Below are 15,363 nucleotides of genomic sequence, written 5' to 3'. Positions count from 1 at the left end.
CCTGATGGTCACCCATCCGAACGCCAGTCGCGGCGGGCTCACTCTAGCAAGCGGGCCGGGTGGCGCGGGAGTCGCGCCAGTCGGGGGCGGGCACGCGCGATCGTGCGACGATCCCTCGGGCGGTCCCGGCGCGGGACCGGGAGGGAGGGCGTCGCCGTGAGTCCTCGACGCCGCTCCGAGCGCATCGACGGCCGCAGCGACGAGGAGCTCGTCGCGCTGGTCCGGGAGGGCAGCACCGACGCGGTCTCCGAGCTCTGGCGCCGCCACTCCTCGGCCGGGCGCACCGTGGCCCGGGCGTGGGCGAGCAGCTCCGACCCCGACGACCTGGTCTCGGAGGCGTTCCTCCGCGTCCTGCGGGCGATCGAGCGCGGCGGCGGACCCGAGGGCGCCTTCCGCCCCTACTTCTTCACCGCCGTCCGCAACGTCGCGGGATCCTGGGCCCGGCGGGACCGGCACGAGCGGCCGTTCGACGAGGCCGACCGCGCCCTCCCCTCTGCCGGCCCCGATCCCGAGGCGCACGCCCTCGCCGCCCTCGAACGCGACCTGGGCGCGCGCGCGTTCCGGGCGCTGCCGCCGCGCTGGCAGGAGGTGCTCTGGTACACGGAGGTGGAGGGCCTGTCCCCCGCCGCCGCCGCACCGCTGATGGGCCTGCGGCCCAACGCGGTCGCAGCGCTCGGGGTGCGGGCGCGGGAGGGGCTGCGCTCCGCGTGGATCCGGGAGCACGTGGCGGACGCCTCGGCGACGGGCGAGTGCGAGTGGGTGCTCGAGCGGGCGGGGACGTACGCGCGAGGACGCGTCCCCGTCCGGGACAGGCACCGCATCGACCGGCACCTGGACGGGTGCCTCTCCTGCCGGGAGGCGCTGGCGGAGGCCGAGAGCACTGCGCGCCGCCTCGCGTCGGTGCTGCTGCCGCTGACCGCCGGGGTGAGCGGCGCAGCCGCCTGGGCGGCGGGCGGGGGCTCCGGCGCGGCCTCCGGTCCGCTGCCGAGCGCGGTCCGGGCGTCGAGCGCGGTCCGCGCATCGGCGGTCCGAGCGTCGAGAGCGGGCAGCGGAACAGGAGTGGTCGTCGCCGCGTCCGCTGCGGCGGCACTCGCGATCGCGGGAGTCGTCGGCGCGGTGGTGCTGCTGTCCGGGAACGGGGGCGGCGCGCTCGTGGCGGCGGAGGACGCCTCCGCGCGGGTGGACGAGCGCGCAACGGCCGAGGCGGCTGCACCGGCGTCGAGCGGAGGAGCGGCGGCGAGCGCCGACCGACCGGAGACGGACCCGGAGGCCGCGGACCGGACGAGTGCAGCGGACGGCGATCCGGCGGGGCGGTCCAGGGGTTCCGGCGCTGCTCCGAGGAGCACGGTGCCGGCCGTGGCCGGACGGGCTGCGTCGGACGATGCCGGAGCGACGCGCGCGACCCCCGGGAGGACGGGACGCCCGCCGCAACAGGAGCCGTCCCACGATCCCGTCGGCGCACCGGCGTCGAGAGGGATCGAGGCGACCGCCTCCCCGACTCCTGCCGCCGAGCCCGCCCCGTCCGGCCCTGCCGTGACCGGCAGCCCCGCACCGGCGCCCTCCCCTGCCGTCACCGAGGCTCCGGCCCCCTCCGGGCCCCCGGGGACCACGACCGGGAGCTCCGCGCCGGGCCCGATCGGCAACGGCCCGGCCCTGCCCTCCGTTCCGGTCCCGACCCCCGCACCCAGCACTCCGGTTCCTGTTCCTCTTCCTGTTCCTGTTCCGACCGTGACTCCCCCACCGGACACTCCGGCTCCGGCAGCGACGCACGTACCGAGCACTCCGGCGCCGGTCCCGACAGAGGCGCCGAGCACCTCCGCTCCGGTCTCGACTCCCGCACCGGTCACGACCCCCACTCCGGCCGCACCTCCCGCTCCGGCCGCACCGACCCTCGCGCTCGACACCGACGGCCGGCTGCTGCCCGATGCCCGGGGCACCGCCGCGCCAGGCGCCGAGGTGCTCCTCGAGGACGCCTCCGACGGACGCCGCGTGGGCTCCGCCACCGCCGACGCCGACGGCTCCTGGACCGCGCCGGCGCTCCCCCTCCCCGCGGGCACGACCACGGTGCTGGCGCGCACCGCTGCAGGAGTCAGCGCCCCCGAGACGGTCGACCTGCGCGCTCCGGTGCTCCTCGCCCGGGCCGCGTCGAGCGGGGGCGCGGTCGGCGTGCTCGTGCTCGCCGATCCCGACGCGGACGGCCTCGACCTCCTGGTCGACGGCGGGCAGGTGCGGTCCCTCGCTCCCGGAGCCCCCGTCCTCGCCGCGACCCTGGAGGTCGGTCCTGGGAGGCACACGATCGGCGTCCGCTACTCCTCCCCGGACGGGCGGACGGGACCCGTCGCCGCCGTGTCCGTCGATGCGGGCTGAGGCGCGCGGACCGCCCCGTGCCCCACCGTTATCCTGGGCGGATGCAGCCCGAACCCGCCGCGTCCGCGACTCCCCGGCCCGCCCCCGTGAGCACCCGTCCGACGGGCAGCGACGCCGCGTGGTCCGGCGCCCGGCCCGCGGGAAACCACTGGACCCTGACCTTCGCCTGCCCCGACCAGCCGGGCATCGTGCACGCCGTGTCCGGTGCCGTCGTCCAGGCCCGCGGCAACATCACCGAGAGCCAGCAGTTCTCGAGCGCCGACACCGGCCGCTTCTTCATGCGCCTGCAGGTGGAGTCGCCCATCAGCCGCGAGGAGTTCGCCGCCGCCCTGCTGCCGATCACGGAGCACTACGGGATGACCTGGCGCCTCGACGTCGTCGGCCGGCCGCTGCGCACCCTCGTCCTCGCCTCCACCGCCGCGCACTGCGTCAACGACCTGCTCTTCCGCCAGCGCGCCGGGCAGCTCGCGGTGGACATCCCGATGATCCTGTCCAACCACGGCAGCCTGCGCGACCTCGCCGAGTTCTACGGCGTGCCCTTCGAGTCGCGCCCCGTGGTCTCGCCGGAGTCGAAGCGCGGGTTCGAGGAGCGCGTGCTGGAGGTCGTCGAGGAGCACGACGTCGAGCTCGTGGTCCTGGCGCGCTACATGCAGATCCTCTCCCCCGAGCTCTGCGCGCGACTGGCCGGTCGCGCCATCAACATCCACCACTCGTTCCTGCCGGGCTTCAAGGGCGCGAACCCGTACAAGCAGGCGCACGCCCGCGGCGTCAAGCTGATCGGGGCGACCGCGCACTTCGTGACCAGCGACCTCGACGAGGGGCCGATCATCGAGCAGAACGTGGTGCGCGTGGACCACTCGCACTCGGTCGCCCAGCTCGTGGCGATCGGGCAGGACGAGGAGAGCCGCACGCTCACGCAGGCGGTCAAGTGGTTCGCGGAGGACCGGGTGCTCCTCGACGGGGCCCGCACCATCATCTTCCGCTGACCTCCGGCGGCTAGCATGGTCGGCGTGAATCGAGCAGGAGCGGACACCGCGGGCACCGACATCAGGATCGGCCCGAACGCGATCCTCCGGTTCCTCCTGGAGCTCGTCGCGCTGGCGACCTTCGCCCTCTGGGGCTTCGCGTCGTGGGACCTCCCGTGGAACATCGTCCTCGGCATCGGCGCTCCGGTGGTCGCCGCGCTGATCTGGGCGCTCTTCCTCTCGCCGCGCGCGGTCCTCGCGATCGACGTCTACGGCCGCTCGCTGATCGAGCTGCTCGTGATGGGCGCCGCCGCACTGGCGTGGCTGGACCTCGGCCAGCCGGTCGTCGCGATCGTCTTCGGCGTCCTCGCCGTCGTCTCCGGCGTCATCGCGGGACGCCGCTCCCTCTGATCCTGACGGCGGCCGCTCAGGCCGAGGGGGCGCTCGCTCGGAGCCGTCCACCGCTGTCCCCGAGGGTGCACCGCTGTCCCCGTGCGATCACCGCCGCCTCGGACCGGAACCGTAGGCGGCGTCCCGACTCGCAGCGGCAGGTCGCCATCGCGCTCTCCCGTCGATGCACCTCCGGGGGTGCGCCACCGCAGCGGGATCCCGGGCCGATCGCACTGCCGGGGCCCCAGTCGGAGATGCTCCGCCCCGCCTGATCGTCGATCTCTCCCCGACCCGCTCCCGCCTCCCCTCTCGAGCCGTTCCCCACGCAGCCCGGCCGGTCCTGCTCCCGGCCCGCACCACGATTCGCCCCGTCTCCGCCTCCCCGACCGGGAACGGCGAACGGCCGCCCCCGCCGCTCCGGGAGGAGCAGGGGGACGGCCGTTCGCGGCGGTCGCGGAGGACTACTCCGCGGCGCCCGCCTCACGCTGCGCCAGGGCGCGGCGTCGGAGGCCGGTGATCACAGCACCTGCACCGAGGAGGGCGAGGGCGGCGGCTCCGAGGAGACCGCCGTCGAAGCCCGTCGACGGGAGGCCGCCGGCGCCGTGGCCGGGCGCGCCCGGTCCGGCGGTCGGCGTGGAGGTGGGCTCCCCCGGTCCGGCGGTCGGCGTGGAGGTGGGCTCCCCCGGTCCGGCGGTGGGACCGGCCGTCGGCGTCGCGGTCGGCTCCGGGGTGCCCGTGGGCTCCGGAGTCGCGGTCGGCGTCGGGGTGGGGGTGACCGCCTCGGTGACGTCGACGCTCACGAGCGTCGCGAGTCCCGAGTCGGTGTAGGCGACACGGCCGAGGTAGCGGGCCGGGCCCGCCAGGTTCGACCAGGAGACCGCGTACGCGATCGGCTCGCCCTGCACGGCGTCGACCACGGCGGGGTCGGTGCTCAGCGAGCCGAGACCGTTCTCCGGAGTGATGACGAAGCTGCGGAAGTCGAACGTGACGGTCGAGGATCCCGGAGCGGTCGAGTAGACATCGGCCTGGACCGTGTACTCGCCCGGAGCGGGGTCGGCGATGTCGACGCGCTCGTCGGCCGAGCCGGTCGCCGAGGTGAAGACCTTGTCGGTGCTCTCGCTGGTGACGGTGAGGTCGAGGTCGGCCGCGTCGTCGAGCGAGTCGAGGTCGAAGCGGGCGAACTCGGCGCCCTCCGGCACCACGACGGTGGTCGTCAGCGACTTCCCCGTGGGGAGCGTCGCCGAGTGGCCGTCGGCGGCGGTGGCGTCCTCGGCGAGGACACCCTCGGCGAGACCGCTCGCGGTGAGCGGCAGCGCGCCGGTGATGCCGGGCGTGACCGTCACCGTGCCGGTGCCGGTCGAGCCGGTGCCGGAGACCTCGTAGGGCGCGTCCAGCAGGACGGGGCGCACCGCGATCGGGCTGCGGACGTCGTGCTCCGCGCTCGCCCAGGTCAGGTAGCCGGTGGCGAACTGGTTGAGCGCCGCCGAGCCGGTGGTGAAGGAGACCGTGTACTCCGCCGTCTGGCCCGCACCCGTGAAGGAGAGAGTCGAGGGCGAGACGACGGTGTCGATCCCGGCGAGGCCGTCGACCGAGGCGGTGTAGGTGCCCGCGCCGGTCGAGGTGACCGTGCGGGTCACAGTCTGCGTGCCCGCGAGGGCGCCGATCGCGATCGAGGCCTGGTTGAGGTCGGACGGGTCGATCGCGGCGATCGGGTCGATCACCGGGTTCGAGGTGAAGACGTAGCCCGCACCCTTGAGGAACGCGATCCAGTCCTCCGTGCCGCTCTGGTAGAGCAGTCCGGGATCGAGGAACGCGGCAGGGTCGACGTGTCCGGCGCCCTGGGCGAAGACGTCCTCGGACGCGGCGCCCGACTGGTCGACGCTGTCGTAGGCGGAGGTCATCATGGCCGACTTCACCGCGGACGGCGAGGCCTTCGGGGTCGCACCGAGGATCAGCGCGCCGAGGCCCGCCACGTGCGGCGACGACATCGAGGTGCCGGACTCGAACGCGAAGGCGGGGTCGTCACCCTCGGCGTTGAAGCTGTCGGCGAGGATCGCGACGCCGGGCGCCGTGAGGTCGGGCTTCAGCACGTCGGCGCCGTCCGCCTCAGCGGGTCCGCGCGACGAGAAGCCGGCGACCTGCGGGACGGGGATGGAGGCTCCGGACGAGTTGCCCTCGGAGAGGGTCACGGTCGCACCGGCGGTGCCGGCGTAGGTCGTGATCGCCTGGTAGGCCTGCGAGTCGATCTGGATGCTCGGGACCGAGTGGTCGTCGACGTGCAGGGCGTTCGGGGTCGGGTTGAGCAGCAGCATGCCGATGCCGCCGGCCCGCTCGACCTCGGCCGACTTGGAGACGCGCGCGGTGACGCCCGCGGTGCAGGCGACGATCGTGCCCTTCACCTTGTCGGGGTCGAGGGTGCCGGTCTCGCAGATGGCGGGGTTCTCGGCGCCCGAGCGGACGACGTCGGCGCTGTTCACCAGCGGTCCCGTGACGTCCTCGTGGACCGAGATGGATCCTCCGACGAACTTCTGGCCGTCGCCGAGAGCGGCGGTCGCGGTGTAGGTCGGGATGGAGGACGCGGCGACCGTGGTGTACCAGGGCGACGCGTGGTCGAGCGTGGAGGCGCCCGCACCCGAGTTGCCGGCCGAGGCCGCGACGAAGACGCCGGCGGCGGCGGCGTTGAGGAACGCCTCGTCGATCGCGGTCAGGGTCGAGGTGGCCGAGCCGCCGCCGATCGAGAAGTTGATGACGTCGACGCCGTCCTTGGTCGCGGCGTCGATGGCCGCGAGGATGCCCGCTCCGGAGCAGAAGTCGTCGTCGTCGGTGCCCTCGTCGGGTCCGTTCCAGCAGACCTTGTACGCGGCGACCTTGGCGGCCGGGGCGACTCCGGAGATCTTCCCGTAGTCGTAGCCGTCGACGCTCGCCTCGACGCCGTTGTTGCCGGCTGCCGTGCTCGCGGTGTGCGAGCCGTGTCCGTCGGCGTCGCGCGGGGAGCGGTACTCGGGGTTGTCCGTCGAGCCGACCTCCTCGTCCGCGAGGAACCAGCGTGCGCCGATGAGCTTCTGGTTGCACTCGTCGCCGTCCCACTGCTCGGAGGCGGGGAGCCCCGGCGAGCAGGAGCCGACGAAGGTGCCGCCGTCCGACTTCACGAAGGAGGTGGTGGTGCCGTCCGTGTAGGGGGCCGCTCCGGGCGAGGTCGCCAGGGGCGCGCCTGCGAAGGAGGGGTTCTCGGGCGCGATGCCGGAGTCGATGACGCCGACGACGACGCCCTCGCCCGCCTTGTCGATGCCGCCCAGCTTCTGCCAGACGCCGGCCTCGCCCTCGAGGCCGAGGAAGTCGGTGGAGCGCTGCTGTCCGGTGTCGGGCACGGGGGTACCGGCGGCGGCCGCGGCGAGCGGCGAGGCCTGCGCGGCGCGGTCGACCTTCAGGTTCTCGACCTTGCGGACCTGGGCGACGTCGCGGCGGCTCGCGAGCTCGCCCGCCTGCTCGCCCGAGAGGGTCGCGGAGAAGCCGTTGAGGGCGACGGTGTAGTGGTAGCCGATGGCGGCGTCGACCGCGGAGGCGACGTCCTCCTGGCGCTGCTCGAGGTGGGCGGAGTAGTCCTCCACCGGAGCAGAGGCGGCCTGCAGCTGCGCACCGTCGACGGGCGCGGTGCGGGCGAAACGGGCATCGCTGCCCTGGTAGGTGGCCGCGGAGGGCTCGACGAGGGTGACGACGTAGTCGCCGTCGTCGAAGCTCTGGCCGACGGAGAGCCCGCCGACGAGCGAGGCACTGCCGGCGAGAGGGGCGGCACTGGCGCCGGTGGTGGCGAAGGCCGCGGTCGCGGCGACTCCGAGGACGGCGAGGCCCGCGAGGATGCGCCTCTCAGCGCGGCGGACGGGTGGTCGGTGGGACAGGTGGATCGGCAATCGATGTCCTTACTCACATTCGCTGGGAACCGGATCGGTTTCCACACAGAAACGACCCTACGAACTCGATTGCCCAGCTTTGTTACGAACAGGTAACGAAGTCGACGCTGAAGGGGGCCGATCCGTTGGCACTCCCCCTCCCCGAGTGCTAATTTAATCGCGTTGAGCCGGGTCGGCTCAACTCTTGGAACTCTTCGTTGCACGACTGAATGGAGTGATCTCATGGCTGTCACCTACGACCCCGTCCGCGAGCTGGACCGCCTCGCCACCGCCCTCCTCGGCTCCGGCCAGGGGCCCCGCCGGATGCCGATCGACCTGTACCGGGACGGCGACCACTACGTCCTCACCGCCGACCTCCCCGGCATCGACCCCGGGTCGGTCGACGTCGACGTGGACGGGCAGCTCCTCACCATCCGCGCCCAGCGCACCGTCGCGGGCGGCGACGACGTCACCTGGATCACCCGGGAGCGCCAGTCGGCGACCTTCGTCCGCCAGCTGAGCCTCGGCCAGGGCGTCGACACCGAGCGCATCGCCGCGTCCTACGACAACGGCGTGCTCTCGGTGACCATCCCGGTCAGCGAGAAGGCGCGCCCCCGCCGCATCGAGGTCGTCTCGACCGCCCGCCCCGAGCAGGTGCGGATCGGCGAGGCGGCCGCCGAGTAGGACGACGAGCGAGGGCCCGTCCGCGATCGTGCGGGCGGGCCCTCCGCGTGTCCGCACGCCCTACGCTGGCCGGATGCGCGCCTCCTCCTCCGACACCGCTGTCGGCGTCCTGCTCCCCCGCGATCTCCCCGCCTCCGAGGTGCTCGTCTACGCCCGCCGCGCCGAGGAGCTCGGCTTCGACGAGCTCTGGGTGGTCGAGGACCTCGGCTTCCGCGGCGGCATCGCCCAGGCCGGCGCGGTGCTCGCCGCCACCGAGCGGATCGTCGTCGGCATCGGCATCCTGCCCGCCGCCGTGCGCACGGCGGCCTTCACCGCGATGGAGCTCGGCACTCTCGGCGAACTGTTCCCCGGCCGTGTCCACGCCGGCATCGGGCACGGGATGCCGCACTGGATGCGCGGCCTCGGCGTCTGGCCGCGCAGCCCGCTCACCCTGCTCGAGGAGCAGTTCGACGCGATCCGCTCGCTGCTCTCCGGCGAGCGCACCGACCGCTCCGGCCGCTACGTGCACGTGGACGGCCTCGTCCTGGAGTCGCCGCCCGCCGTCGTGCCGCCGCTGCTGGCCGGCGTCCGCGGACCGAAGTCGCTGGCGCTCGCGGGCCGGATCGCCGACGGGGTCGTCCTGGCCGAGCCCGTCACTCCGGAGTACCTCGCGGCGGCCCGCGGCCACCTGGGCGGCACCGGACGGATCGTCGCCTACAACGTGGCCGCCGTGGACGACGATGCGGCCGCCGCGCGCGACGCGGTCCGGCCGGGACTCGAGTGGATCGGCGAGCCGGACTGGGCGCCGCACATCGAGCCGCTCCCCTTCGCCGAGGACTTCGCCCGCCTGCGGGCCGAGAGCGCCGACCGCGCCGCCTTCGTCCGCGACCTGCCCGACGCCTGGGTCGACCAGCTGGCCGTCGTGGGCACTCCCGAGGACGCTCGTCGCCGCATCGGCCTGCTGCACGAGGCCGGTGCGTCGAGCGTCGTGCTGATGCCGTCGGGGCCCGATCCGCTCCGCGCGATGGAGGAGCTCGCCCGGGCGCTCTGAGGCGCTCGGCCCGGGCGCGTCCCACCGGGCCCGGAGACGCGTCCGGCCCGCAGGATCCGAGGATCGTGCGGGCCGGACGCGTCTGCTGAAGCCGGTGATCAGGCCGACATGCGGGCCTTCAGGTTCTCATCGAGGGTCGCGAGGAACTCCTCGGTCGTCTGCCAGCCCTGCTCGGGGCCGACGAGCAGGGCGAGGTCCTTCGTCATCTTCCCGGACTCGACCGTCTTGATGACCACGTCCTCCAGGGTGAGCGAGAAGTCGATGAGCTCCTGGTTGCCGTCGAGCTTGCCGCGGTGCGCGAGGCCGCGCGTCCAGGCGTAGATCGAGGCGATCGGGTTCGTCGAGGTGGGCTTGCCTGCCTGGTGCTGGCGGTAGTGGCGCGTGACGGTGCCGTGCGCCGCCTCCGCCTCGACGACGCTGCCGTCGGGCGTGGAGAGCACGGAGGTCATCAGGCCCAGCGAGCCGAAGCCCTGCGCGACGGTGTCGGACTGGACGTCGCCGTCGTAGTTCTTGCAGGCCCAGACGTAGCCGCCCTCCCACTTCATGGCCGAGGCGACCATGTCGTCGATGAGGCGGTGCTCGTAGGTGAGGCCCGCGGCGTCGAAGCGCTCCTTGAACTCGGTCTCGAAGATCTCCTCGAAGATGTCCTTGAAGCGGCCGTCGTAGGCCTTGAGGATCGTGTTCTTGGTGGAGAGGTAGACCGGGTAGTTGCGCGAGAGGCCGTAGTTCAGCGACGAGCGGGCGAAGTCGCGGATCGACGCGTCCTGGTTGTACTGGACCTGCGCGATGCCGTCGTCCGGGGCCTTGTAGACCTCGAACCTCATCGGCTCGGAGCCGTCCTCGGGCGTGAACTCGACGGTCAGCGTGCCCTTGCCCTTGAAGACGAAGTCGGTGGCGCGGTACTGGTCGCCGAACGCGTGGCGGCCGATGATGATCGGCTTGTTCCAGCCGGGGACCAGGCGCGGGATGTTCGAGATGATGATCGGCTCGCGGAAGATCACGCCGCCGAGGATGTTGCGGATCGTGCCGTTGGGCGACTTCCACATCTTCTTGAGGCCGAACTCCTCGACGCGGGCCTCGTCGGGGGTGATGGTCGCGCACTTCACGCCGACGCCGTGCTTCTGGATGGCGTGCGCCGCGTCGATCGTGACCTGGTCGTCCGTCTCGTCGCGGTACTCGATGCCGAGGTCGTAGTACTCGAGGTTCACGTCGAGGTACGGGTGGATGAGGGTGTCCTTGATCTTCTGCCAGATGATGCGCGTCATCTCGTCGCCGTCGAGCTCGACGACCGTTCCCTCAACCTTGATCTTGGACATTGCTCTCCCATGGTGTCGATGACCCCGCACCTGTGCGGGACGGGCGGCTCTGCACCGCTCCGGATGGCCTCCGCCAGCCTACCCGAGGCCCGAACTGTCTCGATGTCGAGACAGTTCTCGATCGTCCGCGCCGGGGCCGGCGCACGTCGCCCGACAGGAGGATGCCCGCCGTCCTGCGCCGCCGGTACAGTGACGGCATGAGTGACCTCCGCCTGGAAGAGCTGTCCGCCTCGAACATCTCCGCCGTGAACGGTCTGAGCCTCAAACCCGGCCAGGAGCAGTTCATCGCGCCGGTCTCCTACTCCGCCGCCGCCGCGGTGATCGACCCGGGCGCCTCCTGGCAGCGGGCCGTGATGGACGGCGACGAGCTGGTCGGCTTCATCCACGCGCACTTCGACCCGGAGGCGGCGGAGGAGTTCCGCAGCTGCATCTGGCGCATCAACATCGACGCGGCGAAGCAGGGCCGCGGCGTGGGCACCTTCGCCGTCCGCGCCACCGCCGACGAAGCGCGCGCCCGCGGCTTCGACACCCTCACGGTGATCTGGGAGTCCGGCGAGGACGGCCCGGAGCAGTTCTTCCGCTGGATCGGCTTCGAGGTCGTCGGCGAGACGCAGTACGGCGAGAACATCGGGGCGCTGACGCTCTGAGCGCGGCGCCGGAGGCAGCGGAGCCGGCCGACTTCGTCTCCGCCGTCCTCGAGGTGGTCGCCTCGATCCCGCCCGGCCGCGTGATGGCCTACGGCGAGATCGCCGCGGTCCTCGGCACGCGTGCGGCACGCGCGGTCGGCACGGTGATGGCCCGCTACGGCTCCGACACCGCCTGGTGGCGCGTCGTCCGCGCGGGAGGAGCGCCCCCGGTCGGCCACGAGGAGCGCGCCCGCCGGGAGTACGAGCGCGAGGGCACGCCCCTCGTCGTCACGCCGGGCGGCTGGCGCGTCGACGTGCGAAGCGCCCGCTGGCGCCCCTGAGCCGGGAGCGGCTCCGGGACGTGAGTCGCGAGCAGCAGCCGATCAGACGAGCGAGCCCCGCCAGGCCGCGTGCAGGGTGGCGAAGCGGCCCTCGCCGGCGATGAGCGCCTCCGGGGTGCCGTCCTCGACGATGCGGCCGTGCTCCATCACCAGCACCCGGTCGGCGATCGCGACCGTCGAGAGGCGGTGCGCGATGATGACCGCCGTGCGGTCCGCCAGCAGCGTCTGCAGGCCCTGCTGCACCAGGCGCTCGCTCGGGATGTCGAGGGAGGAGGTCGCCTCGTCCAGGATCAGCACCGCCGGGTCGGCCAGGAACGCGCGGGCGAACGAGATCAGCTGGCGCTGACCGGCCGAGACGCGGCCGCCGCGCTTGTTCACGTCGGTGTCGTAGCCGTCCGGAAGCGCCTGGATGAACTCGTGCGCGCCGACCGCCTGCGCGGCCCGGACGATCTCGTCGTAGGACGCGGTCGGCCGCCCGATCGCGATGTTGTCGGCGACGGATCCGGAGAAGAGGTACGCCTCCTGGGTGACCATCACGATCGCGCGCCGCAGGTCCTTCGGGTGCAGCTGCCGCAGGTCCACGCCGTCGAGGGTCACCACGCCGTCGCTCGGGTCGTAGAAGCGCGAGATCAGCTTGGCGAGCGTCGTCTTGCCGGCGCCCGTGGACCCGACGAGGGCGATGGTCTGCCCGGCGGGGATGTCGAGGTCGAAGCGCGGCAGCACCTCGCGGTCGGCGGTGTAGGCGAAGCGGACGCCCTCGAAGCCGAGGCGGCCCCGCGCCTGGCGCAGGTCGACCGGGCGGGCCGGATCCGGGACGCTCGGCTCCTCGGCCAGCACGCCCGAGATCTTCTCGAGCGCGGCGGCCGCCGACTGGTAGGAGTTGTAGAACATCGCCATCTCCTGCACCGGGTCGAAGAAGCGCCGTGTGTAGAGCAGGACCGCCAGCAGCGCGCCGATCTCGAGCCCGCCGTCGAGCACGCGGACGCCGCCGATGAACAGCACCACGGCGACGGTGACGTTGCCGATCAGCACGAGCCCGGGGTCGAAGGTGCCGAACACTCCGAAGACGCGCTTGTAGGCGAGCCGGTACTGCTCGACGACCCCGCCGAACACGGACTCGTTGCGCTTCTGCGTGCGGAAGGTCTGCACGGCGCGGATGCCGGTCATCGACTCCACGAACTGCACGATGAGCCGCGACGAGGCGACGCGAGTGCCGCGGAACAGCGCCTGCGACCGTTTCTGGAACCAGCGGGTGAGCAGCGCGAGCGGCACCAGGGCGCAGGCGAGCACGATGCCGCTCACGCCGTCCAGGGAGACCAGGGCGATCGCGACGAAGCCCATGTAGAGCGCACCCTGCACCAGCTGGTTGATGCCGGAGTCGAGCAGCTCGCGGATGGAGTCGAGGTCGCTGGTCTGGCGCGAGATGATCCGGCCGGAGGTGTAGTTCTCGTGGAACTCCAGGCTCAGCTTCTGGGTGTGCAGGAAGACCCGCTTGCGCAGGTCGATCAGGATCGCCTGGCTCACCCTCGCGGAGAGCACGGTGTACCAGGCGACCAGGAGCGCGCCGACGAGTCCGGTGAGGATGTAGGCGCCGACCGTGACCGCCAGCGGGACCGCGTTCCCCGCGAGGACCGCGGGCAGACCGTTGTCGATGCCCGCCGCGATCAGCGCCGGTCCCGCGACCTGGGCAGCGGTCGCGACGACGACCACGACCGCGGTGAGCACCAGCCGCAGCCGGAGCGGCCGCAGCAGGGAGCCGAGCAGCCGCAGCGAGCGCCGGCGCAGGGCCGCCGACTCCGCTCTGCTGAGGTCGTCGCGCTCCTCGGAGGAACCGAGCGTGCTCATGATCGCGTCTCCTGGTGGGTCGTCGTGGGGCGGGAGCCGATGCGCTCGGTCCCGGCGGGCCGGGTCAGCTCGTCCTCCTCGAGGCTCGAGATGACGAAGCGGTAGTGCGGGCTGCTCGCGAGCAGCTCGCTATGGGTGCCGACCGCGGTGATGCGGCCCTCCTCCATCAGTGCCACGCGATCGGCGAGCGCCACCGTCGAGGGGCGGTGGGCGACGATGATCGCCGTGGTGTCGCCGAGCACGCGGCGCAGCCCCGCCTCGACGCGCGCCTCCGTGTCGACGTCGAGCGCCGAGAGCGGGTCGTCGAGGACGAGCACCGCCGGACGCGCGGCCACCGCGCGGGCGAGGGCCAGGCGCTGGCGCTGGCCGCCGGAGAGACTCATCCCCTCCTCGCCCACCTTCGTGTCCAGGCCCTCGGGGAGGCGGTGGACGAAGTCGGCCTGCGCGATCTCGAGGGCCTCGAGCAGCTCCTCCTCGGTCGCGTCGGGTCGGCCGAGGAGGACGTTCTCGCGCACGCTCGTGGAGAAGAGCGTCGCGTCCTCGAACGCCATGCCGATGTGCGTGCGCAGCTCGTCGCGGCGGAGCCGGCGGATGTCGACGCCGTCGAGCTCGATGGCTCCGCCGGTCACGTCGTAGAGGCGCGGGAGCAGCGCGGTGAGCGTCGTCTTCCCGGAGCCGGTGATGCCGACCAGTGCCATCGTCTCGCCCGGCTCGACCTCGAGGTCGACGCCGTCGAGGAGGTCGCGGTAGCGCTCGGGGGCGTCCTGGTAGCGGAAGTGGACGTCGCGGAAGCGGACCCGACCGCGCGGCTCGAGGATCGTCTCGGGGTCCTCCGGGTCGGTGATGGTGTTCCGGCTGTCCATCACCTCGAAGTAGCGGTCGACCGCCGTGCGGGTATCGAAGGTCATCGAGAGGAGGAAGCCGATCGACTCCACCGGCCAGCGCAGCACGGTCGCGGTGGCGAAGAAGGCGAACAGCTCGCCGACGCTCAGCTGGCCGGCCGCGGCGAGCCAGACCCCGCCGAGCAGGCAGAGCGCGAACGCGATGTCCGGCACCAGCAGCAGGACGAGCCAGATCCCGGCGATGGCGCGGGCCTTGTCGATCTCGGTGCCGCGGAGCTTCTCGGCCTGGCCGGCGAAGTTCTCCAGCGCGTGCTGGTGGCGGCCGAAGGCCTTGAGGACGCGGATGCCGTGCACCGACTGCTCGACGGTCGTGGCGAGGTCGCCCGCCTGGTCCTGGCTGCGGCGCGCGATGCTCGAGTAGCGCTTCTCGAACGCGAACCCGTAGATCCAGACCGGGATCGAGCACACGACGAAGAGCACGCCGAGGATCGGGTTCCAGTAGACGAGGACGCCGAAGCCGACGACGATCGTCAGCGCGTTGACCACGAGCAGGACGAAGCCGAAGGCTATCCAGCGGCGGATGAGGCTGAGGTCGCTCATCGCCCGCGACAGGAGCTGCCCGCTCTGCCAGCGGTCGTGGAACGAGACGGGGAGGTCCTGCAGGCGGCTGTAGAGCGCCGAGCGCATGCGCGCCTCGATCCGCGTGCTGGGGGTGAGGACCATCCGGCGGCGCAGCGCGATGGCACCGGCCTCGACGACGCCGAGCACGAGGATGACGGCGACCGGGCCGATCAGCGGCCCGAGGTCGCCGGAGCCGGCGGAGGCCGCTCCGTCCCCCAGCGGCCCGTCGACGAGCTGCTGCAGGACGATCGGGATGACCAGCGACACCAGGCTCGCCACGAGCGCGACCGCGATGCCGCCGACCAGCCGGGGCAGGGAGTCGCCGACGAAGGGGACGAGGCGCAGCAGGGTCTGCAGCGTGCTCGGGCGCTTCTGCGCGGGGGCGCCGGGAGACGGGAGGGCGGGAGCGGACACGGCGGAGGGCTTTCGCGACGAGGGCGGGGCCTCCC

Annotated in this window: 11 protein-coding genes; 7 read left to right on the top strand and 4 right to left on the bottom strand. The window is 72.9% G+C overall.

The features are described 5' to 3' along the window. The first annotated feature begins 156 nt into the window (after window positions 1-156). Genes C5C33_RS09730 through C5C33_RS09720 form a run of 3 tightly spaced genes read left to right on the top strand, consistent with a single transcriptional unit; the run spans window position 157 to window position 3,743 of the window. The gene (locus C5C33_RS09730) at window positions 157-2,367 is read left to right on the top strand and encodes a sigma-70 family RNA polymerase sigma factor (protein WP_146085770.1); all 2,211 of its coding nucleotides are present in this window, start codon (window positions 157-159) and stop codon (window positions 2,365-2,367) included. Window positions 2,368-2,408: 41 nt separating this feature from the next. Next, entirely contained in the window at window positions 2,409-3,353 is a 945-nt protein-coding gene (gene purU / locus C5C33_RS09725; RefSeq protein ID WP_104247704.1) for a formyltetrahydrofolate deformylase, read from the top strand. A gap of 24 nt (window positions 3,354-3,377) precedes the next feature. Then, the gene (locus tag C5C33_RS09720; RefSeq protein ID WP_104276971.1) at window positions 3,378-3,743 is read left to right on the top strand and encodes a YrdB family protein; all 366 of its coding nucleotides are present in this window, start codon (window positions 3,378-3,380) and stop codon (window positions 3,741-3,743) included. A gap of 440 nt (window positions 3,744-4,183) precedes the next feature. On the opposite strand, the gene C5C33_RS09715 is transcribed toward C5C33_RS09720, so the two are convergent. Then, on the bottom strand, window positions 4,184-7,630 hold the full coding sequence (locus C5C33_RS09715; protein WP_104261002.1) for a S8 family serine peptidase: 3,447 nt from the start codon (window positions 7,628-7,630) through the stop codon (window positions 4,184-4,186). Between the two features lie 222 nt (window positions 7,631-7,852). On the opposite strand from C5C33_RS09715, the gene C5C33_RS09710 reads away from it, so the two are divergent. Further along, window positions 7,853-8,293 carry an Hsp20/alpha crystallin family protein gene (locus C5C33_RS09710; RefSeq protein WP_104227284.1) on the top strand — a complete coding sequence of 147 codons (441 nt, stop codon included), beginning with the start codon at window positions 7,853-7,855 and terminating at the stop codon, window positions 8,291-8,293. A gap of 73 nt (window positions 8,294-8,366) precedes the next feature. Further along, window positions 8,367-9,323, top strand: a complete 957-nt coding sequence (locus C5C33_RS09705) for an LLM class flavin-dependent oxidoreductase (RefSeq protein ID WP_104261001.1) — start codon at window positions 8,367-8,369, stop codon at window positions 9,321-9,323. A gap of 98 nt (window positions 9,324-9,421) precedes the next feature. On the opposite strand, the gene C5C33_RS09700 is transcribed toward C5C33_RS09705, so the two are convergent. Next, a complete protein-coding gene (locus C5C33_RS09700) occupies window positions 9,422-10,639 on the bottom strand; it encodes an NADP-dependent isocitrate dehydrogenase (protein ID WP_104224939.1) in 1,218 nt (405 codons plus the stop codon). Between the two features lie 197 nt (window positions 10,640-10,836). On the opposite strand from C5C33_RS09700, the gene C5C33_RS09695 reads away from it, so the two are divergent. Next, window positions 10,837-11,286 carry a GNAT family N-acetyltransferase gene (locus C5C33_RS09695; RefSeq protein WP_104224946.1) on the top strand — a complete coding sequence of 150 codons (450 nt, stop codon included), beginning with the start codon at window positions 10,837-10,839 and terminating at the stop codon, window positions 11,284-11,286. Next, window positions 11,283-11,606 carry an MGMT family protein gene (locus C5C33_RS09690; RefSeq protein WP_104238475.1) on the top strand — a complete coding sequence of 108 codons (324 nt, stop codon included), beginning with the start codon at window positions 11,283-11,285 and terminating at the stop codon, window positions 11,604-11,606. The genes C5C33_RS09695 and C5C33_RS09690 overlap by 4 nt, the downstream gene beginning before the upstream one ends. A 42-nt stretch (window positions 11,607-11,648) precedes the next feature. Here C5C33_RS09690 and C5C33_RS09685 read toward each other — a convergent pair whose 3' ends face one another. Continuing rightward, window positions 11,649-13,451: an ABC transporter ATP-binding protein gene (locus C5C33_RS09685; protein WP_104261000.1), complete on the bottom strand. Its 1,803-nt coding sequence runs from the start codon at window positions 13,449-13,451 to the stop codon at window positions 11,649-11,651. Next, on the bottom strand, window positions 13,448-15,328 hold the full coding sequence (locus C5C33_RS09680; protein WP_104227288.1) for an ABC transporter ATP-binding protein: 1,881 nt from the start codon (window positions 15,326-15,328) through the stop codon (window positions 13,448-13,450). The genes C5C33_RS09685 and C5C33_RS09680 overlap by 4 nt, the downstream gene beginning before the upstream one ends. Between the last annotated feature and the right edge of the window lie 35 nt (window positions 15,329-15,363).

The organism is Rathayibacter sp. AY1H3 (genome assembly GCF_002932015.1).
Note: the sequence above shows the minus strand (reverse complement) of the source record. Positions and strands in the feature narration are given on the sequence as shown.